General features: G+C 69.2%; 21 protein-coding genes. 7 read left to right on the top strand and 14 right to left on the bottom strand.

From position 1 onward, the window contains the following. Positions 1 to 164 precede the first annotated feature (164 nt). From rfaE1 to rfbB, 9 genes are all read right to left on the bottom strand, one after another. Positions 165 to 1103 (bottom strand): D-glycero-beta-D-manno-heptose-7-phosphate kinase, encoded by a 939-nt coding sequence (rfaE1, locus tag H566_RS23145; protein ID WP_051378092.1) that lies wholly within the window; start codon positions 1101 to 1103, stop codon positions 165 to 167. Next, complete coding sequence (locus H566_RS0105575) at positions 1100 to 2137, bottom strand: glycosyltransferase family 9 protein (RefSeq protein ID WP_028310666.1); 1038 nt, start codon at positions 2135 to 2137, stop codon at positions 1100 to 1102. The genes rfaE1 and H566_RS0105575 overlap by 4 nt, the downstream gene beginning before the upstream one ends. Further along, positions 2134 to 5379, bottom strand: a complete 3246-nt coding sequence (locus tag H566_RS0105570; RefSeq protein WP_084544785.1) for a glycosyltransferase — start codon at positions 5377 to 5379, stop codon at positions 2134 to 2136. The genes H566_RS0105575 and H566_RS0105570 overlap by 4 nt, the downstream gene beginning before the upstream one ends. Then, positions 5376 to 6767 carry an ABC transporter ATP-binding protein gene (locus tag H566_RS23140; RefSeq protein ID WP_034410534.1) on the bottom strand — a complete coding sequence of 464 codons (1392 nt, stop codon included), beginning with the start codon at positions 6765 to 6767 and terminating at the stop codon, positions 5376 to 5378. The genes H566_RS0105570 and H566_RS23140 overlap by 4 nt, the downstream gene beginning before the upstream one ends. Continuing rightward, positions 6757 to 7581 (bottom strand): ABC transporter permease, encoded by an 825-nt coding sequence (locus tag H566_RS0105560; protein WP_051378091.1) that lies wholly within the window; start codon positions 7579 to 7581, stop codon positions 6757 to 6759. The genes H566_RS23140 and H566_RS0105560 overlap by 11 nt, the downstream gene beginning before the upstream one ends. A gap of 73 nt (positions 7582 to 7654) precedes the next feature. After that, positions 7655 to 8560 carry a dTDP-4-dehydrorhamnose reductase gene (gene rfbD, locus H566_RS0105555; RefSeq protein ID WP_034410532.1) on the bottom strand — a complete coding sequence of 302 codons (906 nt, stop codon included), beginning with the start codon at positions 8558 to 8560 and terminating at the stop codon, positions 7655 to 7657. Further along, entirely contained in the window at positions 8557 to 9102 is a 546-nt protein-coding gene (gene rfbC / locus H566_RS0105550) for a dTDP-4-dehydrorhamnose 3,5-epimerase (RefSeq protein ID WP_028310662.1), read from the bottom strand. The genes rfbD and rfbC overlap by 4 nt, the downstream gene beginning before the upstream one ends. Continuing rightward, positions 9099 to 9998: a glucose-1-phosphate thymidylyltransferase RfbA gene (gene rfbA, locus H566_RS0105545; RefSeq protein WP_034410530.1), complete on the bottom strand. Its 900-nt coding sequence runs from the start codon at positions 9996 to 9998 to the stop codon at positions 9099 to 9101. The genes rfbC and rfbA overlap by 4 nt, the downstream gene beginning before the upstream one ends. Further along, a complete protein-coding gene (gene rfbB, locus H566_RS0105540; RefSeq protein ID WP_028310660.1) occupies positions 9995 to 11056 on the bottom strand; it encodes a dTDP-glucose 4,6-dehydratase in 1062 nt (353 codons plus the stop codon). The genes rfbA and rfbB overlap by 4 nt, the downstream gene beginning before the upstream one ends. 163 nt (positions 11057 to 11219) lie before the next feature. Between rfbB and H566_RS0105535 the strand changes: the two genes are divergently transcribed. Further along, the gene (locus H566_RS0105535) at positions 11220 to 12614 is read left to right on the top strand and encodes a phosphomannomutase/phosphoglucomutase (RefSeq protein ID WP_028310659.1); all 1395 of its coding nucleotides are present in this window, start codon (positions 11220 to 11222) and stop codon (positions 12612 to 12614) included. Between the two features lie 209 nt (positions 12615 to 12823). On the opposite strand, the gene galU is transcribed toward H566_RS0105535, so the two are convergent. After that, on the bottom strand, positions 12824 to 13681 hold the full coding sequence (gene galU, locus H566_RS0105530; RefSeq protein ID WP_028310658.1) for a UTP--glucose-1-phosphate uridylyltransferase GalU: 858 nt from the start codon (positions 13679 to 13681) through the stop codon (positions 12824 to 12826). A 366-nt stretch (positions 13682 to 14047) separates the two neighbouring features. On the opposite strand from galU, the gene waaC reads away from it, so the two are divergent. Beyond that, positions 14048 to 15016 carry a lipopolysaccharide heptosyltransferase I gene (gene waaC / locus H566_RS0105525; protein WP_034410527.1) on the top strand — a complete coding sequence of 323 codons (969 nt, stop codon included), beginning with the start codon at positions 14048 to 14050 and terminating at the stop codon, positions 15014 to 15016. Further along, complete coding sequence (locus H566_RS0105520; RefSeq protein ID WP_245591289.1) at positions 15013 to 16536, top strand: 3-deoxy-D-manno-octulosonic acid transferase; 1524 nt, start codon at positions 15013 to 15015, stop codon at positions 16534 to 16536. The genes waaC and H566_RS0105520 overlap by 4 nt, the downstream gene beginning before the upstream one ends. A gap of 15 nt (positions 16537 to 16551) precedes the next feature. Here H566_RS0105520 and H566_RS0105515 read toward each other — a convergent pair whose 3' ends face one another. From H566_RS0105515 to H566_RS0105505, 3 genes are all read right to left on the bottom strand, one after another. Beyond that, positions 16552 to 17919, bottom strand: a complete 1368-nt coding sequence (locus tag H566_RS0105515) for a TolC family outer membrane protein (protein WP_245591288.1) — start codon at positions 17917 to 17919, stop codon at positions 16552 to 16554. A 138-nt stretch (positions 17920 to 18057) separates the two neighbouring features. Continuing rightward, a complete protein-coding gene (locus H566_RS0105510) occupies positions 18058 to 18372 on the bottom strand; it encodes a rhodanese-like domain-containing protein (RefSeq protein WP_425387924.1) in 315 nt (104 codons plus the stop codon). A 30-nt stretch (positions 18373 to 18402) separates the two neighbouring features. Then, positions 18403 to 19083, bottom strand: coding sequence for a protein-L-isoaspartate O-methyltransferase family protein (locus H566_RS0105505; RefSeq protein WP_034410525.1), 681 nt, complete (start codon positions 19081 to 19083; stop codon positions 18403 to 18405). Between the two features lie 531 nt (positions 19084 to 19614). On the opposite strand from H566_RS0105505, the gene thiC reads away from it, so the two are divergent. The 3 genes from thiC to H566_RS0105490 all read left to right on the top strand — a co-directional run bounded on the left by thiC (position 19615) and on the right by H566_RS0105490 (position 24101). Then, entirely contained in the window at positions 19615 to 21531 is a 1917-nt protein-coding gene (gene thiC, locus H566_RS0105500) for a phosphomethylpyrimidine synthase ThiC (protein ID WP_028310652.1), read from the top strand. A gap of 271 nt (positions 21532 to 21802) precedes the next feature. Beyond that, on the top strand, positions 21803 to 22963 hold the full coding sequence (locus tag H566_RS23135; RefSeq protein WP_051378089.1) for a PAS domain-containing sensor histidine kinase: 1161 nt from the start codon (positions 21803 to 21805) through the stop codon (positions 22961 to 22963). 130 nt (positions 22964 to 23093) lie between these two features. After that, positions 23094 to 24101, top strand: a complete 1008-nt coding sequence (locus H566_RS0105490; RefSeq protein WP_028310651.1) for a GGDEF domain-containing protein — start codon at positions 23094 to 23096, stop codon at positions 24099 to 24101. 126 nt (positions 24102 to 24227) lie between these two features. Here H566_RS0105490 and H566_RS23130 read toward each other — a convergent pair whose 3' ends face one another. Continuing rightward, positions 24228 to 25148, bottom strand: a complete 921-nt coding sequence (locus tag H566_RS23130) for a LysR substrate-binding domain-containing protein (RefSeq protein WP_034410523.1) — start codon at positions 25146 to 25148, stop codon at positions 24228 to 24230. A 307-nt stretch (positions 25149 to 25455) separates the two neighbouring features. Between H566_RS23130 and H566_RS28815 the strand changes: the two genes are divergently transcribed. Next, positions 25456 to 25842 carry a DUF2917 domain-containing protein gene (locus H566_RS28815; protein ID WP_028310650.1) on the top strand — a complete coding sequence of 129 codons (387 nt, stop codon included), beginning with the start codon at positions 25456 to 25458 and terminating at the stop codon, positions 25840 to 25842. The last annotated feature ends 141 nt before the right edge of the window (positions 25843 to 25983 follow it).

Here is a 25983-nt window from a genome sequence, read left to right as displayed (position 1 = left end):
ATGGCCGGGCCGAGGGTGGCGTCGGGGCAGCTGCCGGTCTGTCGGTCAACGCCGATGCGGCAGGTAGGACAAGTCCGCGCGGCGCTGAACCGGTGGTGGACCCGAGACCACGAACATGCAGCGACGCCTGGCGTCGCCGGCCACGTCCGCCGATCCGGTCCGGTTCAGGCATGCGCGAACAGTTCGTCCCGCGTGACCACGGCCGTGCCCACCTTGCCGACGACGATGCCGCCCGCGCGGTTGGCCACGGGCACCGCTTCCGCCAGCGGCAGACCGACGGCGACCAGGCTCGCGAGCGTGGCCACCACCGTGTCGCCGGCGCCCGAGACGTCGAACACCTCGCGCGCCACGGCCGGGAAATTGAGCGCCGAGCCGGCGGTGAACAGCGTCATGCCTTCTTCCGAGCGGGTGAGCAGCAGCGCCTGCACGTCGAGGCTCGCGCGCAGCTGCTCGGCCTTGGCATGCAGATCCGCCTCCGACGACCAGCCGCCGACGACCTGGGCCAGTTCGCTGCGGTTGGGCGTGAGCACCGTGGCGCCGCGATAGCGCTCGTAGTCGGCGCCCTTGGGATCGATGATCACCGGCTTGTTCGCCGCGCGCGCGCTCGACAGGATGTGGGCGATGTGCGCCAGCCCGCCCTTGCCGTAGTCGGACAGCACGACCACGTCGGCGTTGGCGATGCGCTGCTCGATGCCGCCGAGCGCCGCCTCCAGCACCTCGTGGCCGGGCTTGCGCTCGAAATCGACGCGCACCAGCTGCTGCTGGCGACCGAGCACGCGCAGCTTGACGATGGTGGGCATCTCGACGTCCTCGAACAGCGCGTCCGACATGCCGGCCTCGGCGATGAGCGCGCGCACGCGCTGGCCGGCCTCGTCGCGGCCGATCACGCCGACCAGCTCGGCCCGAGCGCCCAGGCTGGCGATGTTGCGGCCGACATTGGCTGCGCCGCCCAGCCGGTCCTCGGTGCGGTTGACGAGCACCACGGGCACCGGCGCTTCGGGCGAGATGCGGCTGACGTCGCCGAACCAGTAGCGGTCGAGCATCACGTCGCCGACGACGAGGATGCGGGCGGCGGAAAGGCTGAGGGGGTCGAAAGGCTTCATGCGGTGTGCAGCGGGGCGAACAGGTCGGGGCGATGGCCGGCCATCGTGGCGAGGATGCGCGCGGCGGTGATGGAGCGGTTGTCCGCGTCCTTGCGGTAGGAACAGTAGTCGGCGGCGGTGGATACGACCTTGACGCCGACGGCGAAGTCGTCGATCTCGACGGCCGAGGTGGGGGCGAAGAAGGCCAGGAAGGGTACGCGCTGGGCGATGCCCAGATGCAGCGCGAGGCTGTCGCTCGACACGAGGTAGTCGAGCCGGCCGATGAGCGCGGCGAGCCGCAGTACCGAGTCGTCGGTATCGGGCACCAGCACGCGCGGGTCGGCCAGGCGCTCGGCCAGGGCCAGGTTGCGAAGCCGGTCGCCAGCCGCGCCGAGCAGCACCAGATGGCCGTCGGCGCCGATGGGCGAGGCGGGGCCGAGCAGGGCCCGCGCAAGCGTGTGCAGTTCGTCGGGCAGCAGTTCCTTCGACGGCCAGCGCCCGCCCGCGCAGGGGTTGATGCCGATGTTGCGGCCACCGCCCAGCAGCGCGGCGGCTTCGGCCTGGAGGCGCGGCGGGCCGAACAGCTCGGGCAGCGGCGCCGGTACGTCGAACAGGCGGCTGAAGATCCGGCCGTGCGAGGCGGTGTTCGTCAGCTTCATCGCGTCGGCGCGCTGCTTGCCGAAGCGCGACAGCAGGCCCATGTCGAACCATTCGGCGGCGTCGTCGGTGTAGCCGCGCCGGCCGTCGGCGTCGAGCACCGCGCCGGTGATGGCGGCGGCGTCGAGCCGCATGACGGCCTCGACCACGTCCTGCTCGTCGTCGAGCGAATAGACGCGGTCGAAGCGCAGGCCGCCGGCCTCATCGAAGCGCGTCCACAGGTCGTCGATGTGCGGATTGAAGCGCAGCAGCGGCAGCGCCGCAGGCGCGGTGATCCAGGACAGCCGCAGCGCGGCGCCGAAGCGCTGGCGCAGCGCGCCCGCGAAGTAGGAGGTGCGCACGACATCGCCGAGCGCGCCGTGCTTGATGATCAACAGATGGATACGGGGCGTCGTCATTGAAGGCCCATGGGTTCGGCAAACACCTTGCGCATTGCCGCGCAGGAAAAACGGTCACGCGCATAGGCGAGCGCGGCGGCCGACTGGCGGCGCCAGCGGTCGTCGTCGGCCAGCAGCGCAAGGATGGCTTCGGCCATGGCGGCCGGGTCGTCATGCACTTCGAGCGCCGGGCCGGCGCTGGCCAGGCCCTGGGCGCCGACGGCGGTGGTCACCACCGGAATGCCCCAGCGCATGGCCTCGACCACCTTGCCCTTCATGCCGCCGCCGAACAGCAGCGGCGCGACGACCACACGGGCGTCGCGGTACCAGCGCTCGAGTTCCTCGTCGGTGACGAAGCCGGTCACCCGCACTTGCGCGCCGGCGAGCGCCTTCACCTCGTCGGTCGGGTTGGAGCCGACGAGCGCCAGCGTGATGCCCGGCAGGCGCGCCGTCAGCAGCGGCAGCACCTCGGCCACAAACCAGACCGCCGCGCCGGCGTTGGGCGGATGCCCGAAGCCGCCGACGAACAGCAGCCCGGCGCGCGCCGGCAGATTGCGCGCGGCGTCGTCGCAGAAGCTGTCGAAGGCATACACCGGCAGCGTGAGCGCGCGCGCCGGCAGGCGCTCGGCGCGCAGGAAGTCGCGCACCACGTCGGTTTCGGTTTCGGACGGGTAGTAGATGACGTCGAGCTGGCGCCAGAGCCCGGTTTCGAGCCGCAGGTAGTTGTCGTGCTCGACCTTGAGCGCGGTGTTGCCGGGCTCGACGCGCATCTGGTCGCGGATGCGCAGATGGTGGATGTCGTGGCCGTAGTACAGCAGCGTGGCGCGCGAATGCGCGCGCAGCGGCGCCACGAACTCGGGCGCGATGTGCGGGCGCGAGAGCAGCACATGGTCGAGATGGCCGGCGTTCTCGCGCACCCAGTGGTCGAAGCGGCCCATGTACTCGGGGCCGTGGAACACCTCGATGCCGAGCGCCTCCAGGCGCGGCGTGTACACCGGGTCGTACCAGAGGTTGGCCGGCCAGAACTTGACGTTCAGCCCCATCGACAGGAACAGCTGCATCACCTGCACCATGGTGCGCGAGCCGGCATCGCGGTCGGGCTGGGGCACGTAATGGTCGATGACCAGCACGCTACGCCGCCCGCGCGAGCGGTCGCGCGCCCAGTACACCTGCTCCGCGTTCGGGAAATGGTCGCGGTCGAGCACGGCGGCCCACTTGTCGCGGAACTTGCGCTGGTTGACGACCTGCCAGGCCTTGATGCCGCTGCCGGTATCGGTGCCGTGCGACACGCCCTCGTGATGGATGACCACCGAGCGCGGCTGGTAGTAGAGCTTGCGGCCGGCGGCGCGCACGGCGAAGGCGAGGTCGGTGTCCTCGCAGTAGGCCGGCACATAGCGCTCGTCGAAGCGGCCGAGCCGGTCGAAGAAGTCACGCCGGATGAGCAGCGACGCGCCCGAGCAGTAGTCGGTCTCGCGCAGATAGTTGAAGGGCGTGGCGCGCGGGTCCTGCAAGCGGCCGAAGTTCCAGGCCGAGGCGTCCTTCCACACGATGCCGCCGGCCTCCTGCAGGCGTCCGTCGGGATAGACGAGCTTGCTGCCCACCATGCCGCAGTCGGGCCGGGTGGCGAACACGTCGAGCATGGCGTCGAGCCAGCCCGGCGTGACCTCGGTGTCGTTGTTGAGCAGGTAGAGGTAGTCGCCGCGCGCGAGGCCGGCGGCACGGTTGCACGAGAGCAGGAAGCCGAGGTTGCGCGGGTTGCGCTCGTAGCGCAGGCCCGGCACCGCCGCGAGCCGGTCGATGTCGGTATCGCCCGAGCAGTCCTCGGCGACGATCACTTCGAACGGCACGGCCGGCGCATGCCGCGCGATCGAGCGCAGGCAGGTGAGGGTGATGTCGAGCTTGCCGTAGGCCGGGATGACGATCGACACGACCGGCCGTTCGTGCTCGGGAAAGCGCAGTCGGGCCAGTTCGCCCGCGATCTCGGCCGCCGGAATCGGCCCTTCGGAAAGCGGCGCGAGCGGGAAGCGCGCATCGCGCTGCCGCTTCCAGTTCTCGTAATGGACGATGCCGCTGAACAGCGGGCCGCCGACGCGATAGACCGCCTCGATCAGCCTCGCCTTGTTGCGGTGACTGAGCGGCAGCCGCGCATGCGCGGCGCGCGCGATGCGCTGCACGCGCGGCCGCAGCGGCTTGAGCACGCTGTCCCATTCGCCGCGCGCGAGGCGTGCCGCGACGCGCAGTGGCCGCGTGACGCGCCAGGAGTTGGTGCGCATCAGCTCGGCGAGCCGGGCTTCGGCGGCGCCGGCTCGATCGGACAGCTGGCGGATCTGCCGGCGCAGGTGTTCGGTCTCGGTGTCGCTGGCGGGCGTCTCGCCTGCTCGTCCCGTGAGCGTGTCGATCTCGGCTTGCAGGCGCCGGGCCCAGGCCACGGCTTCGGCGCGTTCGGCGTCGATGCCCTGGGCCCAGCGGCGGGTGACGATGTCGGCGCGGAACAGGTCATCGGCCGGGTCGCAGAACAGCGAGCGGGCCAGCCGGACCGCGAGCGGCGCGTCGCTGCACAGCGCGATCCGGTAGATGCAGCTCGGCAGCCGCACGCCGCCCCGGCCGACGCCGTCGGCGCCGGCGGTCCAGGTCTCGACCGTCGAATCCGCCGGGTCAGCCGATTCGGGCTGGATCCAGCTCACCGTGGCCAGCGTCTGGCCGTGCAGCGCGACATGCGGGAAATGGCGCCCGAGCAGTTGGCCGAATTCGGCTTCGCTCAGCTCGCGCACATGGAATTCGTTGTGGCCGCCGTCGGTCTCGGCATAGGTGGCGCGATCGGGCGTGGAAATGACGAGCAATCCGCCCGGCTTCAGCACGCGACGGATCTCGGCCAGCATCTCGTCCTGCTCGGCCAGATGTTCCAGCGTCTCGAAGGAAACGACGACATCGAATTCGGCTGCCGGAAACGGAATGGCGGTGGCCGATCCCTGCATGAATTGCAGATTGGGCCGGCTCGCGCCATATCGGCCGCGCGCATGCAGCACCGCCTCGCCGGCGATGTCCACGCCGCAGACCGACGCCGCGGTGCGGGAAAGCAGCGCCGAGCCGTAGCCTTCGCCCGAGGCGATGTCGAGCACGCGCTTGCCCGCCACGAGCGCGGAGCAGACCGCGTAGCGATGCAGATGCTCGTAGCGGATGCGGCCCGTGAGCGTCGGCAGGAAGCGTTCGCCGGTCCAGGGCAGGTCGGCCGGTGTTTCGGGGCCGGAAAGGGGTGAACTCATGAGGCCTCGGCGGCCGGACGCGTGGCCCGGCGGGTATTGATCTCGATGTTTCGCATGGGAATGCCTACCTGGCCGAAACAGACGCGACTGGCCTGCGACCGCAATATGACCGCGTCGTGTATCCAGTGCTGCTGCACATGCGCCTCCTGGCTGCCCGTCGCGATGGCGACCGAAATGGCGTAATCGCCCACCGGCAGCAACGGCATGCGGAATTCGAAAACTGCCTCGATGCGTTCGCCGGCCCGCGCGCGGCGCGGTTCGAGCCGATAGGTGAGATAGGTGTTGTCGCCGAAGATCGTCTGGCCGAGGCGGTCCTTGAAATCGAAACCGAAGATCACGGCTTCGAGATTGGCGAGTGCGTCGGCACCGATCAGCAATTGCACCATTTCGCCGCCGACCACCCAATCCAGACGCTTGCGACTGGCCGCGTCGCGCACGCAGCAATCCACGATCCGCGCGCCTCCGGCGCCGAAGGATTCCGCGCCGACCCGGAATGGCAGCAATTCGATGTCGTTGCGCAGGGGCGAATGATTGATGAACCGCTCGCGCATGTCGGTGAAATCGGCGCTGTCCTCGGCGGCTTCGTCGGCAATGGGTTCGGCCTGTCTGGCGGCCGAGATGTCCTGCGATTCGGCCACCAGGTTTTCGAGGTAATGCGTGATGACGCTTTTCGGACTGCCGACCTGCGCGACCCGGCCGCGTTCGAGCAGCAGCGCGCTCGAACACAGCGTCGTGACCGCCGCGATGTCGTGGCTCACGAACAGCAAGGTGCCGTGCTCCATGAAGCCGCGCAGGAAACGCATGCATTTCTGGACGAAATAGGCGTCGCCGACGGAAAGTGCCTCGTCCACCACGAGAATGTCGGCATCGACATGGGCGATCACGGCAAAGGCGAGCCGCACATACATGCCGCTCGAGTACGTCTTGACCGGCTTGTCGATGAAATCGCCGATATCGGCGAATGCCGCGATGCGGTCGAAACGATCATCGATCTGGGCTGTGTTCAGGCCGAACAGCCGGCCGTTCATGTACACGTTCTCGCGGCCGGAGAATTCGGGATTGAAACCGGCCCCGAGTTCGAGCAGCGCGGCGACCTTGCCCTTCACCCGCACCCGCCCCGACGACGGAGCCAGCGTGCCGCACAGGATCTGGAGCAGCGTCGATTTGCCCGAGCCGTTGCGGCCCACGATGCCGAAGGTTTCCCCGCGCGACACCGAGAAGCCGACATCGCTGAGCGCCGGAAACTTGCTGTGATAAACGCCGGCCGGCATGCCGAGCATGCGTTGCACCGGCGGCAGCAGCAATTGCTTGAGGCGGTCGCGCGGCGTGGCATAGACCTCGAAATTCTTGCAGAGCCCTTCGACCTCGATGACGGTTTCAGATGACATCGGCAAATCCCCGGCGCGTCATCTGGAACCAGCCGAAACAGAGCATCGCGTAGCAGGCCGAGGCGAGATTGACCGCGAGCCAATAGCCGGCATTCGGCCAGCCGCCGTCGATCATGACCTGTCGGGCCATTTCGACGTAATGGGTGATCGGATTCAGCATGATGAACAGGCGGAATCTCTCGGGCACGACTTCGAGCGGATAGAAGATGGGGGCGAGAAAGATGAGGGCGCTGGTGAACACCCCCACGATCTGGCGCACATCGCGGGCATATACGCCGAGCGAGGCCAGAAACCAGCAATTCCCCACCGTGAACAGGACCAGCGGCAACACTGCGAATGGCAGGAGGATGAGCGTGCCGTTCAGATGACCTTCGAGCACCAGATAGGCAAGGCACCAGACGCTCAGGCCGACGGCAAAATGGAACAGCGCCGAAAGGACCGCCACCGGCGGAAGTATTTCAAGAGGGAAGACGACCTTCTTGACGTAATTGGCGTTGTCCAGGATCAGCGTCGGCGCGCGCGAAATGCATTCGCTGAAGAAGTTGAATATCAGCAATCCGGCAAACAGCACGATCGCGAAATGCGATTGCGAATCGGAATGGCCGGGCCAGCGTGACTTGAACAGCGTGCCGAAGGCAAAGGTGTAGATCGCCAGCATGAACAGCGGATTGAACAGCGACCACAGCAGGCCGAGCGCCGAACCGCGGTAGCGGCCCAGCACGTCGCGCCGCGTCAGTTCGATGATGAGTCCCGCATTGGCGGCAAGGGATGGCAGCGGATTGAATCGCGCCTCCGAAATCGAGGGTGCGCTCATGGGCAACGGTTTTCGGTGCGATGACGAGCACGGTCCGGCGGCCTGCGAGAGGCGGCCGGACGGCTCGTCACGATCAGTTCGAGGGCTGGCGCAGATCGCGGATGCAAAGCGCCACGCCATGCCGCCAGTCGGGCATCCGCACGCCGAAACGCTGTTCGAGCGCGGAGCAGTCGAGCCGCGAATTGAGAGGTCGGCGGGCTGGCGTCGGATATTCGGTGGTGGGAATCGGCTCGATCCGTTGCACCTGCAAGGCGTCGTCCGGGAAGGTCGCGCGGTACTGCGAGATCAATTCGGTCGCGAATCCGTGCCAGCTCACCGCTCCGGAGGCCACGAGATGCAGCAGTTGCGAGGCAAACCGGCCGTCCCGGCGTTCGAGCCGGGCCTGGTGGATCGCCAGCGCCGTGGTGTCCGCGATCAGTCGTGCCGAGGTCGGGGCGCCGATCTGGTCGTCGATGATGCGCAGCGTCTCGCGCTCGCGCGCGAGCCTGAGGATGGTGCGCGGGAAGTTCTGGCAGCGGTGCGAATAGACCCAGCTGGTGCGAAAGCAGAGCCAGTCGGCGCCCGAGGCTTGCAGCGCGAGTTCGCCAGCGAGCTTGCTGCGGCCATAGGCATTGACCGGGGCCGTCGGCTCGGTCGCGCGGTGCGGCGCGTTGCCGCTGCCGTCGAACACGTAGTCGGTCGAGTAGTGGATGAGCAGCGCGCCGGTGGCGGCGGCATGCTCGGCCATCAGGCCCACGGCCGTGCCGTTGATGGCGGTGGCGAGGGCTTCGTCGGACTCGGCCTTGTCGACCGCGGTGTACGCGGCCGCGTTGAGGATGACGTCGGGCTGGTGCCGGGCCAGCGTGGCGCGCACCGAGGCGGGATCGGCGAGGTTGCATTCGTCGCGGCCGACGCCGATGACCTGACCGAGAGGCTGGCAGCTGCGCAGCAGTTCCCAGCCGACCTGTCCCTCGCGGCCCGTCACGAGGATGCGGGTCATGCGTATACCTCGGCGTCGGCCAGCAGCGGTGCGGCGGCGTCCTTGGCGGCCACGAGCGGCTCGCCGTCGAGCTGCCAGTCGATGCCGATGGCGGGGTCGTTCCAGCGCAGGCTGCGGTCGTGCTCGGGCAGCCAGTACTCGGTCGTCTTGTAGAGGAAGTCGGCGCTTTCGCTCAGCACCGCGAAGCCGTGGCCGAAGCCGGGCGGAATCCAGAGCTGGCGCTGGTTGTCGGCGCTCAGCTCGACGCCGACCCACTGGCCGAAGCGCGGCGAGCTGCGGCGCAGATCGACTGCCACGTCGAGCACGCGACCGGCCGCGACGCGCACCAGCTTTCCTTGCGGCTTCACCATCTGGTAGTGGATGCCGCGCAGCACATTGCGCGCCGAGCGCGAATGGTTGTCCTGCACGAAGGGTAGGTCGACGCCGGTCGCCTCGGCGAACACGCGCGCGTTCCAGCTTTCGAGAAAGAAGCCGCGCGCATCGCCGAACACCTTGGGTTCGAGGATGAGGACTTCGGGCAGTGCGGTGGGGATGACCTTCATGCGGACGGGAAGACGCGTTCGTTGATGATGCGCAGCAGGTACTGGCCGTAGCCGTTCTTCTTCAGCGGCTCGGCGAGGCGGGCGACATGCTCGGCGTCGATCCAGCCCTGGCGGTAGGCGATCTCCTCGGGGCAGCACACCTTCAGGCCCTGGCGCGATTCGATCGTCTCGATGAAGGTCGAGGCTTGCAGCAGCGACTCGTGGGTGCCGGTGTCGAGCCAAGCCATGCCCCGGCCCATGATCTCGACCGACAGCTCGCCGTCGGCGAGGTAGCGCGCGTTGACGTCGGTGATCTCCAGCTCGCCGCGCGGTGACGGGCGGATGTCCTTCGCGATGTCGACCACGCGGTTGTCGTAAAAGTAGAGGCCGGTGACCGCGTAGTTGCTCTTCGGCTGCTTCGGCTTCTCCTCGATGCTGAGAGCGCGGCCGTTGGCATCGAAATCCACCACGCCGTAGCGCTCGGGATCGAGCACGTGATAGGCGAACACCGTGGCGCCCGTCTTGCGAGCGTTTGCATTCTGGAGCCGCAGCGACAGCTCATGCCCGTAGAAGATGTTGTCGCCGAGCACGAGCGCCGACGGATCGCTGCCGATGAAATCGCGCCCGAGGATGAAGGCCTGCGCCAGACCATCCGGCGAGGGCTGGACCACGTAGCTGATGCTGACGCCCCACTGGCTCCCGTCGCCGAGCAGCTCGGCGAAGCGCGGCAGGTCGCTCGGCGTCGAGATGAGCAGGATGTCGCGGATGCCCGCGATCATCAGCGTGCACAGCGGGTAATAGACCATCGGCTTGTCGTGGATCGGCAGCAGCTGCTTCGACACCACGCGCGTGACCGGATACAGCCGCGTGCCCGAGCCTCCGGCCAGCACGATGCCCTTGCGATTGACGGCGCTCATGCGCGTTCTCCGTATTGGCGGTCGATCCATTCGCGGTAGCTGCCGTCGCGCACGCGATCGACCCAGCCGCGGTTCTCCAGGTACCAGGCGACGGTGCGGCGAATGCCGGTCTCGAAGGTTTCCGCCGGGCGCCAGTCGAGCTCGCGCTCGATCTTGGTCGGGTCGATCGCATAGCGGCGGTCGTGGCCCGGACGGTCTTTCACGTAGGTGATGAGATCGCTGTAACGGCCGCCCGCGCGTGGGCGGAGTTCGTCGAGGATGCCGCACAGCACCGTCACCACGTCGATGTTGCGGATCTCGTTCTTGCCGCCCACGTTGTAGACCTCGCCCGGCGTGCCGGCCTCCAGCACGCGCTCGATCGCGCGGCAGTGGTCGAGCACGTAGAGCCAGTCGCGCACGTTGAGGCCGTCGCCATAGACGGGCAGCGGCTTGCCGTCGAGGGCGTTCTGGATCATCAGCGGGATGAGCTTTTCCGGGAACTGATAAGGGCCGTAGTTGTTGCTGCAATTGGTCGTGAGCGTCGGCAGGCCGTAGGTATGGTGATAGGCGCGCACGAGATGGTCGGAGGCTGCCTTGGACGCCGAGTAGGGGCTGTTGGGCGCGTAGGCCGTGGTCTCGCTGAAGGGCGCGTCGTCGGCTCCGAGCGAGCCGTACACCTCGTCGGTCGACACGTGCAGGAAGCGGAAGGTCGCGCGTTCGGCCTCAGGCAGTTCCGACCAGTACTTGCGCGCGGCTTCAAGAAGCTCGAAGGTGCCGTTGACGTTCGTGCGGATGAATTCGCCGGGGCCGAGGATGCTTCGATCGACATGGCTCTCGGCCGCGAAGTGCACGATGGCACGCGGCTTGTGCGCAACGAACAGCGCCGCGATTGCGGCGCCATCGCAGATGTCGGTATGGCTGAAATGCAGGCGCGGATCATGCTCGACCGAAGCGAGGTTCTCGCGATTGCCTGCGTAGGTGAGTTTGTCGATCACGACGATCGCTTCGTCGGCGTGCGCAAGTCGGTTCAGGACGAAATTCGAGCCGATGAAACCGGCTCCGCCTGTCACAAAAATCATGGGATGGTCCACCAGATGGGCGTCGTCGGAGGTACTGCGGGCCGATCGCGCCGTTAACATTTCACGCCGTTCGTCAACCATTCTAACGAGCATGCAGACATCCGCTTGCATGCCTGATTCGACCACCTGTCCTCCCGTATTCACACATCAAGGAAACCTGCCGATGGCAAACGCCACCCCCAACGTACCCGCAGCGGGTCTGTTCAAGGCCTATGACATCCGTGGTGTCGTCACCACCGCGCTGACGCCCGACGCCGTGCGCCAGATCGGCCAGTCGATCGCGACGCTCGCGCGTGAACGCGGCCAGACCGCCGCCGTCATCGGCCGCGACGGCCGCGAGTCGGGGCCGGCACTGGCCAAGGCGTTGTCCGACGGCCTGCGCGCCGGCGGCCTCGACGTGGTCGACATCGGTCTCGTCGCCACACCGATGCTGTATTTCGCCACCTACGAACTCGGCATACCGACCGGCGTGATGGTCACGGGCTCGCACAACCCGCCCGAGTACAACGGCCTGAAGATGGTCGTCGCGGGCGAAGCCATCTACGGCGACACCATCACCGGCCTGCGCACCCGCATCGCCGAGGGCAAGCTCGCGACGGGCGAGGGCGGCTACCGCACCGATGACATCGCCGAGCGCTACCTCCAGCGCATCGTCGGCGACGTCAAGCTGTCGCGCCCGATCAAGATCGTGATCGACGCCGGCAACGGCGTGCCCGGCGCCTATGCGCCCGAGCTGTTCAAGCGCCTCGGCGCCACGGTCGTGAAGGAACTGTTCTGCGAAGTGGACGGCACCTTCCCCAACCACCATCCGGACCCCGCCGACCCGCACAACCTCGAAGACGTGATGGCCGCGCTGCGCGAGACCGACGCCGAGATCGGCCTCGCCTTCGACGGCGACGGCGACCGCCTCGGCGTCGTGACCAAGACCGGCAACATCATCTGGCCCGACCGCCAGCTCATGCTGTTCGCGCGCGACGTGCTGTCGCGCAACCCGGGCCAGCAGGTCATCTTCGACGTGAAGTGCAGCCGCCATGTCGGCAACGTCGTGCGCGAGGCCGGCGGCGTGCCGCTGCTGTGGCGCACCGGCCATTCGCTGGTCAAGGCCAAGCTCAAGGAAACCGGCGCCCCGCTCGCAGGCGAGATGAGCGGCCACGTGTTCTTCAAGGAACGCTGGTACGGCTTCGACGACGGCCTCTACACCGGCGCCCGCCTGCTCGAAATCCTCTCCAAGGTCGAAGACCCGAGCGCGGTGCTCGAAGCGCTGCCGAATGCGTCGAGCACGCCCGAGCTCAAGCTCGAAACCGCCGAGGGCGAGAACTTCACGCTGGTCGAGAAGCTCCAGCAGACCGCCAAGTTCGAGGGCACGACCGAAATCATCACCATCGACGGCGTGCGCGCCGAGTTCCCGGACGGCTTCGGTCTGGCCCGTCCGTCCAACACGACGCCGGTCGTCGTGCTGCGCTTCGAGGCCGACAATCCCGAGGCGCTGGAGCGCATCCAGGCGCAGTTCCGCAAGGCCATCCTCGCGGTCGCGCCGGAAGTGAAGCTGCCGTTCTGATGCCGCATTGCCCGGCCGCCACGGGCGGTCGGGCAGGGCCGCGCGACAGGGTCGGCGCGGTCCTGCATTCAGGCCGGCGAGCGCGGGCATCGGCGCCGCGAGGTCGCCGGCCCCGCACGCGGAAAGGGCAAGGGGAGCATGACGCTCCCCTTGCCCTTTTTGGTGCAGGCCCGCGCCATCGCGGGCTTGCAAGCCTTTGCAGCCGGTACTTACTTGAGCAGCTTGGCGGCCAGTTCCTTCAGCTCGGGATGGCGGCGGCCGATCTCGATGTTGGCCTCCCACCAGCCCTGGCGCGTGCCGCAGTCGTAGCGCGTGCCCTGGTAGCGGTGCGCGACGACCTTGCGCGTGCTCATCAGCGCGGCGATGCCGTCGGTCAGCTGGATCTCGCCGCCCGCGCCGCGCGGCGTGTTGACGAGTTCGGCGAACACTTGCGGCTCGAGCACGTAGCGGCCGACGACGGCGAGCGTCGAGGGTGCTTCCTCGGGCTTGGGCTTCTCGACCATGTAGGTCACCTTCGAGGTGGCCGGCGTGATCGGTTCGGCGGCGACGATGCCGTACTTCTTGGTGTCTTCGCGGGCGACGTCCATGACGCCGAGCACGCTCGCGCCCTGGGCTTCGTACTGCTCGACGAGCTGCTTCGTGACCGACACGTCGGCGTCGAGCAGGTCATCGGGCAGCAGCACGGCGAAGGGCTCGTTGCCCACGGCCGGCTGGGCGCAGAGCACCGCGTGGCCGAGGCCGAGCGGCTCGGGCTGGCGGATGAACACGAAGTTCACGCCCTTGGGCGCGATGCTCTTGACGATGTCGAGCAGCTCCTTCTTGCCGCGCGCTTCGAGTTCGGCTTCGAGTTCGGGCGACTTGTCGAAATGGTCTTCCAGCGCGCGCTTGGTGCGGCTGGTGATGAAGATCATGTCGGTGATGCCGGCGGCCACGGCTTCTTCGACCGCGTACTGGATGAGGGGCTTGTCCACCACGGTCAGCATTTCCTTCGGGATCGCCTTGGTGGCCGGCAGCGAGCGCGTGCCGAGGCCGGCGACAGGAAAGACGGCTTTGCGGACTTGGGTCATGGGGATTCCTGATGTTCCTGAGTGAGAAAGTCGGCGGGTGGCGCGCGCCGCGCGCCGGTGAATCTTGTGGATCGAGGAGAGGCGTCGTCTGTTGCGTCGCAGCGGACCGCAAGGTACTTGAAGGCGGCGCGCCCGAACAGACAGCGAGCGCAAGGCTTGCGCCGCGACACGCTCCGCCATGCGCCTGCCCCGCCAGCCCGAGCAGTTTTCGCGCCTGAGACGGCAGCCGTGTGTACAGGATGCGACGGGCCTGTAAGCTCGCCCCCCTTTGCGGCAGCGACGGTCGCGGGATGCGCGCCGACAGATGGCGCGGACAGTTTCCAGCCGCCGCGCGACAGGGCCGCCGACATCAGCACGGGCAGGGCAATGCGGGTTCTTCTGGTCAAGATCAGTTCGATGGGCGACGTGATTCACAACCTGCCTGTCGTGAACGACATCCTGCGCGCGCATCCCGCCGCGCGCATCGACTGGATCGTCGAGGAGGCGTACGCCGGCCTGCTCGGGCTGCATCCGGGGCTGGGGCAGGTGATTCCGATCGCGCTGCGGCGCTGGCGCAAGGCGCCGCTGTCCGCCACGACGCGGGCCGAGGCGAGCGCCCTGTGGCGCCGCCTGCGCGCGAGCGAGTACGACCTCGTGATCGACTCCCAAGGCAACGTCAAGAGCGCGCTCGTCGCGCGCGCGGTGCGCGGCGAGCACGTCGGCTATGCGCGCGAATCGGCGCGCGAGCCGATGGCGGCGCTGTTCTACGACCGGCGTTTCGCCAACGGACCGTACTTCAGCCAGCCGGCCACGCGGCGCTATCGCGCGCTCGCGGGCTGGGCGCTCGGCTACACGCCCGAAGGGGCGCCCGGCTACGGCCTCGCGCCACGCCCGCTGCGACCCGACTGGCTGCCCGGCGACGCGCCCTTCGTGATCGCGCTCACCGCCACCGCGCGCGACGAAAAGCTCTGGCCCGAGGCGCGCTGGCATGAACTGCTGGCGCGGCAGGTGGCGGCCGACCGTTGCGTCGGTCTGGCCTGGGGCAACGCGGCCGAGCGCGAGCGCGCCACGCGCATCGCGGCCGGCATCGACGGCGCGGTGGTGGCGCCGCGCGCGCTCGGCCTGGTCGAATGGGCCGGCGTGCTCGCGGGCGCGAGCTGCGTGGTGGGCGTGGACACGGGCTTGAGCTTTCTGGCGGCGGCGGTCGGGGCGCCGGTCGTCGCGATCTACGTGGCGACCTCGCCGACGCATGTGGGCATCGTCGCCGACACGCCGCACCGCTGCCTCGGCGACGAGGGCCGCCCGCCCGCCGTGGACGAAGTGCTCGGCGCGGTGCAGGAACTGGCGCGCGCATGAGCAGGAAAACTCCCCGCCCGGATGCGCGTCCGCAGGGCGCGGATGCACCGTCGGCGCACAGCCCGGCGCCGGGGCTTGCAAGCGCTGTCAATGCCGCGCCGGAGGCTCCGTCCGGTCTGACGCCGGCAGAGCGCGCGATGGCGCTGCTCTACGCGCTGCTGTGGTGGATCGCGTTGCCGCTCGCCTTCGCGCGGCTGGCGTGGCGGGCGCGCCGCGAGCCGGGATACGCCGAGCATCGCGGCGAGCGGCTCGGGCGCCATGCGCGCCGGCCCGAGGCGATGCGCATCTGGGTGCACGCGGTGTCGGTGGGCGAGACGCGTGCCGTCGCGCCACTCGTGGAAGCGCTTGCAGCCGAGTGGCCCGAGGCCGTGTTCGTGCTCACGCACATGACGCCGGCCGGACGCGCGGCGGCGCGGCAGGTGTTCGCGCGGCTGATCGATGCGGGCCGGCTGGAATCGGTGTTCGCGCCGTATGACATCGGCTTCGCGGTGCGTGGCTTTCTCGACGCCTTCCGGCCGCGCGCCTGCCTGCTGATGGAAACCGAGATCTGGCCCAACCTCATCCGCCTGTCGGCGGCACGCGGCGTGGCGGTCGCGCTCGTCAACGGCCGGCTGTCGGAGCGCAGCGCGCGGCGCGGACGGCGCTTCGCGGCGCTGCTCGGGCCGGCGGTGCGCGCGGTCGCGCTCGCAACGGTGCAGACCGAGGCCGACGCCTCACGCATGCGCGGCTTCGGCGCGCGCCGGCTGGTCGTGTGCGGCAACCTCAAGTACGACCTCGCGCCCGAGCCGACCGCGATCGCGCTCGGCCACGAATGGCGGGCAGCGGCGGGTGGACGGCGCGTGATCCTGCTCGCATCCACGCGCGAGCACGGCGGCCGGTCGGAGGAGGCGCTGCTGCTCGACGCGATGCCGGCAGATCGGGGCGGCGCGCTAGTGGTGATCGTGCCGCGTCATCCGCAGCGCTTCGCCGAGGTGACGCAGATGGCGGTGGCGCGCGGCCTGCGCACGGCGCGCCGCAGCGAGTCGGCGCCGGGCGGCGGTGCGGCGGCGGGGGATGTCGTGGCGTCGGGCGGTGGCGCAGCGATGGGGGGCGTCGTCGCGCTCGGTCGGGCGGCGCCGGGTGCCGCGTCAAGGCTGGTGCAGGAGGACGCGCTCGATGTATGGATCGGCGATTCGATGGGTGAGCTGGCCGCGTACTACGCCATGGCCGATGTCGCCTTCGTCGGCGGCAGCCTGCTGCCGCTGGGCGGGCAGAACATGATCGAGGCCTGCGCCTGCGGCTGCCCGGTCGTGACCGGGCCGAGCCATTTCAACTTTGCCGAGGCGTCGAGGCTGGCGCTGGAGGCCGGCGCGCTGGTGCGCCGCGAGGACGCCGCCGGCGTCTGGACCGAACTGCTGTCGATCGCCGCCGAGCCGGCTCGCCGCGCCGTGATGGCCGGCGCGGCGAGCGAGTTCAGCGCCCGCCATCGCGGCGCGACCGCGCGCAATGTCGAGGCGCTGCGCGGGCTGCTCGGCGACTGAGCAAGCCCGCGCGGCTCAGCGGCCGAACAATCCGTCGGTGGCGACCAGCTCGTCATCGCCCAGCCGACCGGCCGCCGCCTTGAGCTGGAGGCCGGTGTAGATCGCGTCATAACGCGCCTTGGCCAGGTCGCGCCGGGTCGAGAACAGCTGCTGCTGCGCGTTGAGCACATCGATGTTCACGCGCACGCCCACCTTGTAGCCGAGCAGGTTCGAGTCGAGCGCCGACTGACTCGACTTCTCGGCCGTTTCGAGCGCGCGCACCTGGGCGAGTCCGGTGGTCACGCCCAGATAGGTCTGGCGCGCGGTCTGCGCCGCCTGACGACGCGCGTTCTCGGTGTTCTGGCGCGCCTGTTCGTCGAGCGAGACGGTTTCGCGCACGCGCGCCTGGGTGCCGCCGCCCGCGAACAGCGGCACGCTCAGTTGCAGGCCGATGCTGTCGGTGCGCAGGCTGGTGTTGGGAATGCCCGAGATCGCGTAGGTCTGGATGTTGGACTGGTAGTTGCGCGAGGCCACCACGTCGACCGTCGGCAGATGGCCGGCGCGCGCGCGCTCGATCTCGCGCATGGCGATCTCGGCGTTGATGCCGGCCGCCTGTACCTGCGGGTTGTCGGCCTCGGCGGCGGCGACCCAGTCGTCGATGCTGGCCGGGTCGGGCGCGGCCAACGTGACCGGCGCGCGCAGCGGCACCAGCTCGCCAGGAAGGCGGCCGCTCACCTGGAGCAGCGCGGTGCGGCGCGTGGCCACGTCGTTCTCGGCGCCCAGCTCCTCGGCGATCGCGAGGTCGTAGCGCGCCTGGGCTTCGTTGGTGTCGGTGATCGTCGCGGTGCCGACCTCGAAATTGCGCTTGGCCGAGGCGAGCTGCTCGGCGATCGCGGCCTTCTTGGCGCGCACGAAGGCGACCGTGTCTTCCGCCGCCAGCACGTCGAGATAGGCGCGCGTGAGCCGCAGTCGCAGATCCTGCTGGGCCTGGAGCAGCGTCGCCTCCGACGCCGCCACGGCCAGCTTGGCCTGCTGCCAGCCGACGTAGTTCTGCCAGCGGAACAGCGGCTGGCTGAGCTGGAGCGTCCAGTTGCGCGTGCTGTCGGAATGCGATGACGGACCGCGCACGTTGGCGTCGAGCGAATAGGCCTGAATGCCGGCGGTGAAGCCCAGATTCGGCAGCAGCGCGGCGAAGGCCTGGGGCTCGCGCTCGCGCACCGACTGTGCCTGGGCGCGCGCGGCGGCATACACCGGATCGCTCGCGAGCGCCGAGTCATAGAACTCGCGCAACGATTGCGCGCCGGCCGGCGCGGCCGCGAGCAGCGCCGCCACCGGCAGCAGCAACGCGCCGATCGCGCGCAGCGCGCTGGCGAGGCTTGAGGAGGCGCCAGCCAGACTTTGCAATGCGAACGGAGCGGCGCTTGCCGGACCCGATCGTGGGGAAATGGACAGGGCACGGCGCGCACGCGCCGGCTGGAGTTGCAGGCTCGGGCGCATCCGGGCTCCGACGGGGGAAGAGGGTTGTTGTTGGCGGGAAGCGGCTCAGTAGCGGCGCATCGACGGATCGACCTGCGCCGCCCATTCATGCACGCCGCCCGCGAGGTTGATCACGCGCGTGAAGCCGTTGCGTTCGAGCCAGAACGCCACCTGCGCGCTGCGGCCGCCGTGATGGCAGATGCAGACGATCTCCTGGTCGGGATCGAGTTCGCCGGCGCGCGCGGGGATGGTGTTCATGGGGATCGAGATCGAGCCGGGGATCTGGCACAGCTCGACTTCCCAGGACTCGCGCACGTCGAGCAGCACGGGTTGCTCGGCGTTCGCGTCAGCGAGGAGCGCCGCGAGTTCGGTGGGTTGCATCTGCTTCACGGCGATCTCCTGCAAGCGTTTTCAGAAACGGAAGGTCGAGGGCGTCTCGGCGTTGCGCAGCATCTGCACGCGGGTCTCGAACAGGTTGCGCTGCTGGGCCGACTGCTCGCCGGTCTTGGTGACGAGTACGGCTTCCATCACGATGCCCGCGCCGACGAAGGCGATGAGCCGGCCGCCGACCTTGAGCTGCGAGGTGAAGGCCGCCGGCAGCATCGGCAGGCCGCCCGAGATGACGATGACGTCGAAGCTGCCGAGTTCGGGCAGGCCGCGCGCGCCGTCGGCCACCACCACCTTGGCGTTGCGCACGCCGGCGAGCGACAGGTTGCCTTCGGCGAAACGCGCGAGCGCCGGGTCGATCTCGACCGTCGTGACATGGCGCGACTTGGCGGCGAGCAGCGCGGCCATGTAGCCCGAGCCGGTGCCGATCTCGAGCACCGTCTCGTCGGCGCCGAGACCGAGTTCCTGGAGCACGCGTGCCTCGACACGCGGGAAAAGCATCTTCTCGCCCTTGGCCGCGCCCGTGACGTTGAGCGGCACCTCGATGTCGGCCAGCGCCACGTTGCGATAGGCCGGCGGCACGAAGTCCTCGCGCTTCACGACGGAGAGCAGTTCCAGCACGGCGGGGTCGAGCACGTCCCAGGGGCGGATCTGCTGCTCGATCATGTTGAACCGGGCGCGTTCGAAGTCGAAGGTCGTCGTCATTGGGATTGGAGTTTCAAGGGTGGGCGCCGCAAGACGGGCGCTCGGCAGGACCGGGAAATTCGGAGGCATCGCGGCGGCGCCGACCGTGCCTTGGATATGCCGGGGCGCCTTTCTGAAACGCGGCGGATTCTAGCAAAGCCCCCCTTGCGCGAAGACGGGTGATTTGCTCGCAATCAGCCCGTGGAAACAACGTTCGGCGAGCGAGGCGACGCGGGCCGCGACGGCGCTTGCGCCTGGCCGCTCGGTCAGCCGGCGGGCGTCGGCTGACTCGTCCGTTCCGCGCTGCTTCGGGCCGCTTCCGGCTTGCAGCGTCCGGGCAATTCGCCTATGGTCGGCCGGGCACGCGGGGGTCCTGCCGGCAGTTGTCCGGCGGGTGAGAGAGTCCCTTGAACCTGTCCGGATAATGCCGACGTAGGGAGCCGTGCCAGGGGTCGCCATTCCCGCACCGCGCCGAGGCGCGCGATGCCGCCGGCCCCGGCTCCTTCGTCCCGCCCGTCCTCCCCGCCGTGGCAACCGACGAACGGAGTCCCCATGAACGCCAACCCGCAATTCCTCGCCGCGACCGCCCAGGTCGATGACGCGGCGGTCAAGCCGCTGCCCAACTCGCGCAAGATCTATGTCGAAGGCTCGCGTGCCGACATCCGCGTGCCGATGCGCGAGATCACCCAGGGCGACACCCGCACGGCGACCGGCGTCGAGAAGAATCCGCCGATCTACGTCTACGACACCTCCGGCCCCTACACCGATCCGGACGTGAAGATCGACATCCGCTCCGGCCTCGCGCCGTTGCGCGCGGCCTGGATCGAGGAGCGCGGCGACACCGAAGTGCTCGCCGGCCCGACGTCCGAATACGGCCAGGGCCGCCTCGCCGACCCCAAGCTGGCCGAGCTGCGCTTCAACCTCAAGCGCGCGCCGCGCCGCGCCAAGGCCGGCGCCAACGTCACGCAGATGCACTACGCGCGTCGCGGCATCGTGACGCCCGAGATGGAATACATCGCCATCCGCGAGAACCAGCGCCGCAAGGAATATCTCGAAGGCCTGCGCGCCGGCGGCCCGACGGGCGAAAAGCTCGCGCGGCTGATCGGCCGCCAGCATCCGGGCCAGAGCTTCGGCGCGAACATCCCCGACGAGATCACGCCTGAATTCGTGCGCGACGAGGTGGCGCGCGGCCGCGCGATCATCCCCGCCAACATCAACCACCCGGAAACCGAGCCGATGATCATCGGCCGCAACTTCCTGGTGAAGATCAACGCCAACATCGGCAACTCGGCGGTCAGCTCGGGCATCGGCGAGGAGGTCGAGAAGATGACCTGGTCGATCCGCTGGGGCGGCGACACGGTCATGGACCTGTCGACCGGCAAGCACATCCACGAGACGCGCGAATGGATCGTGCGCAACTCGCCGGTGCCGATCGGCACGGTGCCCATCTATCAGGCGCTGGAGAAGGTGGACGGCAAGGCCGAGGAACTGACCTGGGAGATCTTCCGCGACACGCTGATCGAGCAGGCCGAGCAGGGCGTGGACTACTTCACCATCCACGCCGGCATCCGCCTCGCGCACATCCCGCTCACGGCCAACCGCATGACCGGCATCGTCAGCCGGGGCGGCTCGATCATGGCCAAGTGGTGCCTCGCGCATCACAAGGAAAGCTTCCTCTACACGCACTTCGAGGACATCTGCGAAATCATGAAGGCCTATGACGTGGCCTTTAGCCTCGGCGACGGCCTGCGCCCCGGCTCGATCTGGGACGCCAACGACGAGGCCCAGCTCGCCGAGCTGCGCACCCTCGGCGAACTCACGCAGGTGGCCTGGAAGCACGACGTGCAGGTGATGATCGAAGGCCCCGGCCATGTGCCCATGCAGCTCATCAAGGAGAACATGGACATCCAGCTGAAGGACTGCCACGAGGCGCCGTTCTACACGCTGGGACCGCTCACCACCGACATCGCACCGGGCTACGACCACATCACCTCGGCCATCGGCGCGGCGCAGATCGGCTGGTACGGCACCGCGATGCTCTGCTACGTCACGCCCAAGGAGCACCTCGGCCTACCGAACAAGAAGGACGTGAAGGACGGGATCATGGCCTACAAGATCGCCGCCCACGCGGCCGATCTGGCCAAGGGCCATCCGGGCGCCCAGATCCGCGACAACGCTCTGAGCAAGGCGCGCTTCGAGTTCCGCTGGGAAGACCAGTTCAACCTCGGCTTCGATCCGGATACCGCCAAGGACTTCCACGACGAGACCCTGCCCAAGGACTCGATGAAGACCGCCCACTTCTGCTCGATGTGCGGCCCGCACTTCTGCTCGATGAAGATCACCCAGGACGTGCGCGACTTCGCGGCCGAGCAGGGCATCGCGGCCGACGAGGCGGCGCTGGCCAAGGGCATGGAGCAGAAGTCGATCGAGTTCGTGAAGAAGGGCGCCGAGGTCTATCACAAGGCCTGACGGCGCGCGCCGGCGCGGCCCGCCCGCGCCGGGTGCCGCCACGGGAACGGAAAAGCCCCCATGCAACTGCGCTGTTCCGCCCATCGATCGAGGTTCGATGCACTACGGTACGGGCATTCCGTGCACCCAATGGCGATGACAAGCCGTGGCACGGCAGCGGCCTGGCCGAGACACAGAACATGCGCAGCAGAACGTCGGACCTTCCCTTCTCACCCGGTCAGCCGGCCCGGACACCGTCGCCGGCCAGGGCCGGCAGCGCGGGCCGGCCGCGATGACCGCCTTCGCCGACGGACGCTTCGCGAGCGAACTGCTCCGCGCCGTGGTCGGCTGCGCGAGCGACGCGATCCTCGTCATCGACGAGGCCCAGCACATCCTCGTGTTCAACCATGCGGCCGAGCGCATGTTCGGCTGCGCGGCAGCCGAGGCCATCGGCCAGCCGCTCGGGCGCTTCCTGCCGGCGCGGCTGCGCGAGGCGCATCGCGGCCATGTCGAGGACTTCACGCGCGAGGGCGCCGGCACCCGCGCGATGCGGCCGGCGCGCGAACTGGTCGCCTGCCGCGCCGACGGCAGCGAATTTCCCATCGAAGGCTCGATCTCGCTCGCCGATGTGGGCGGGCGCCGGCTCATGACGGCGATCGTGCGCGACATCTCGGAGCGGCGCGCGCTGGAGGCGGCGCGGCTCGCGTCTTCGGCGGCGGTGGCGGCCAACGAGGCGCGCTCGCGCTTCCTGTCGCGCATGAGCCATGAACTGCGCACGCCGCTCAACGCGATCATCGGCTTCGCCTCGCTGCTGCGCATGGAGGACACGCCGGCGCTGGCCGAGCATCAGATCGAGTACGCCAAGGCGATCGAGATGGCGGGGCAGCATCTCAACGAGATGATCGGCGAGATGCTCGATCTGGCCCGCTCCGATCTCGGCGCGTTCGACGTGACGCTGGCGCCGGTGGCGATCGGTCCGGTCATCGACGACGCGCTGGCACTGGTGGCGCGGCTCGCGCGCGATCACGGTGTCGACTGCCATGCCGAGACTGGCATCCACGGCGCGACGCGGGTGCGCGCCGATCGCACCCGGCTGCTCCAGGTGCTGGCCAACCTGCTGACCAACGCGATCAAGTACAACCGGCCCGGCGGACGCGTGCGGGTGACGGTGGCCGGCGCGGGCGATCCGCCCCGGCTGGATCTGGTCATCGCCGACACCGGCATCGGCATTCCGGCCGGCCGCATGGGCGAGCTGTTCGAGCCCTTCAACCGGCTCGGGCGCGAGCGTTCCGGCATCGACGGTGCCGGCATCGGTCTGGCGCTGTCGCGCAAGCTGGTCGAGATGATGGGCGGCGCGCTCACCGTCGAGAGCGAGGAAGGCGCGGGTACGACTGTCACTGTCGGGCTCGATCCCTGCCCCGCCGACCCTGTCGCCGACGGGTGTTTGGGCTGAGGCGATTCGCGTCGCGGGCTGGCCCGCCTTTTCCCGCCATTTCGTGAGATTTGTCCTCCCGATGGCCGCCTAGCATTCCTGTCACTGTGGACGAGTGGCCTCCCGGCGATGGTCTGGCGGGGCTGGAGCAATGGACAAGATCATCGATTACGTGGCGGATGTGACTGGGGAGCGCGATCGCGATGCGATCGATCTTGCCGTCGCCCAGGCATTGTTCGAATGCCTCGACCCTGACGCCCTCACCCTGTTCCGCCTGTTCGAGGACGACGCGCGCGAGCGCCGGCTGATGCCGCGCGCCGTGTTCGGCGCCGGCTACCAGTCGCCGCTCGCCACCGTCCAGCTCAACCGCAACCTGCGCGAGACCCTGCCGCGCGTCGTCGACGATCCGCTCGTCGAGCGCTGCGTGAACCAGCAGGCGGCAGTGCGCGGCAGTGCCGCCGACGGCCGCCATCGCGCGCTGTTTCCGCTTGCCTCCGACCGCGAGGTAATCGCGGTGATGGAGGTGCTGACGCGTGACTCGATGAGCCCGCGCGAGCAGCGCATGGCGCTGGGCGTGCTGCGCATCCTGCGCAACCACCTCGCCATCCTCGACTACTCCGAGCACGACACTCTCACCGGACTGCTCAACCGCAAGACCTTCGACGGCCGCTTCAACAAGCTCGTCACGCGCGTCAGCCGTGCCGAGGGCGAGGCGCCGTGGTTCGCGATCGCCGACATCGACCGCTTCAAGTCGATCAACGACAACTTCGGCCATCTGTTCGGCGACGAGGTGCTGCTGCTGCTCGCGCGCCTGATGCGCGAGAACTTCCGCGGCGGCGACAAGCTCTACCGCTTCGGCGGCGAGGAATTCATCGTCACGCTCGACCGCGCCACGGCCGACGCGGCCGAGTCCGCCTTCGAGCGGCTGCGCCACCGCGTGGAGGCCCATGCCTTCCCGCAGGTCGGTCGGGTCACGATCAGCCTCGGCTTCACCACCGTGCTGCCCGGCGACCTGCCCGCCAACGCGATCGAGCGTGCCGATACCGCGCTCTACTACGCGAAGGAAAACGGCCGCAACCGCGTCTGCGGCTACGAGCACCTGGTGAGCCAGGGCCTGATCGTCCCCAAGACGGCGCGGGCGGAGATGGAGCTGTTCTGACGGTCGGCTGGACGCCCGGCGTCGTCACGGTCGGACGGGCGCCCCGCCCCGTGCGATCGGTGCCAGCCGGAGGCGGCACGGCCTGCGACCGCCCCCGAGGCGCGCGCCGCTGCCGGGTCGCCTGTTTCAGCCCCCGCGTTCGGCGCCCGCCTCGGCCAGCAGCCAGTCGGTGAACAACGCCGCCGGCCCCTCGCGCGCGAGGTCCGACACCACGAGGTACACGCCGTAGCGTGACGGCAGCCTCACATCGGCAAAGGGCATGAGCAGCTCGCCGCGCTCGACGTAATCGCGCAGGAACTGGCTCTTGCCCAGCACCACACCCTGACCGCGCACCGCCGCCACCATCGACTGATCGACGAAGTTGAACAGCAGCCGCCCGGCCGGTTGCAGCGCCGGCACGCCCGCGAGTTCGAGCCAGCGCTCCCAGGCGTTCTCGACCGACGACTGGAAGCCGTCGTCGAGCACGAGCAGGGTGCAGCGCGCGAGGTCGGCCGGCGTGGCAAGGCCGCCCACGCGCTCCAGCAGCGCCGGCGAGATCGCGGGCGTCAGCTCCTCGTCGAGCAGGCGGATCGCGTTGCGCGGCGCCTGGTCGTCGCGGCAGTAGCGGATCGCCAGGTCCAGCTCCTCGGCCACCATGTCGAGCACGCTGTCGCCCGAGTCGATGCGCAGGTCGATGCCCGGATGCAGCCGCGCGAAGGCGCTCAGTCTCGGCACCAGCCACAGCGACGCGAACGATGGCCAGGTCGTGAGCGAGACGCGCTGGCGCTCGGCCTCGCCGCGGATCTCGGCCACGCAGCGGTCAAGCTCGCCGAGCGCGGCGCGCACCACGCGATGCAGCTTCTGGCCGGCGAGCGTCAGCTCCAGCTCGCGCACGCGGCGCACGAACAGCGGCCGGCCGATCTCCTCCTCCAGCGCCTGGATCTGGCGCGACATCGACGATTGCGTCAGATGCAGCTCTTCGCCCGCGAGCGTGAAGCTCAGCAGGCGGGCGGCGGCCTCGAAGCCGCGCAGGTTGGCGAGGCTGATCGGGCGGGTGCGGCGGGCCATGGTCGTCTCCGTTGGGGGCCGTGCGAACGCGCCTGCCGGCCCGCCCGGCATCCGTGCCGCAAGGGGGGCGGACGCGGGGGCGGGCCGCTCATGCGCTATGAATGCGATCTGTGCATGCATTATGCGCAGGGATTTCGTTTGTCGGTCGGGGAGCAGGCTCGCCACACTGGTTCCATCGACATGTTTTTCCACGCAGGCGCCGACGGATGGGCCGCCAGCGAACCGCGTGGCGCTGTCGCATGGCCCGCACGCATTCTCATGATGCATGCGATGCATGCATGCGAGGCCGCATGTCGGGGAGAGGGCCATGACGGCGAAGCAGGATGGGGCGCTCGCGCTCGACGCGGGTTCGGCAGTGACACTGGAGGCGGCGCGCGGCAGCGTGCTGTGCGTGCGGCGAGGGCGGGTCTGGATTACCGAGACCGGCTCGGCCAGCGGCGATCACGTGCTCGATGCCGGCATGTGCCTGCGTGCGAGTGGCGCGGGCCCGTTCGTGGTCGAGGCCTGGAGCGATGCCCGCGTCGAGCTGCTGGCGCATCCGGTGGCGGCCGCGGCCGAATTTCCGGCCGTGGGGGGCGCGGTGCCGGCGGGCGGACTGCAACGCCTGCTCGACGCGGTCGCGCCACTGGCGCTGCTGCGCCGGCTCGGTGACCGGGCCGGGGCGCGCTGGCGCCGGACGGTGGCCCCGTCCTGAGCGGGCTGGCGCGGCGGAGCGTCGGGCCGGACGGAACGTGGCGGTGATGCGGCTCGGTCCTGTCATGCCGAATCGCGCCGCCGGTCGCTCAGACCCCACCAGCGCAGCGCGGCAAGCCGGCCGAAAGCGGCGAGTACCGGT

The sequence above is a fragment of the Derxia gummosa DSM 723 genome, from assembly GCF_000482785.1.
Classification (GTDB): domain Bacteria; phylum Pseudomonadota; class Gammaproteobacteria; order Burkholderiales; family Burkholderiaceae_E; genus Derxia; species Derxia gummosa.
The sequence above is the reverse complement of the archived record's forward strand: the minus strand, read 5'-3'. Positions and strand labels throughout refer to the sequence as shown.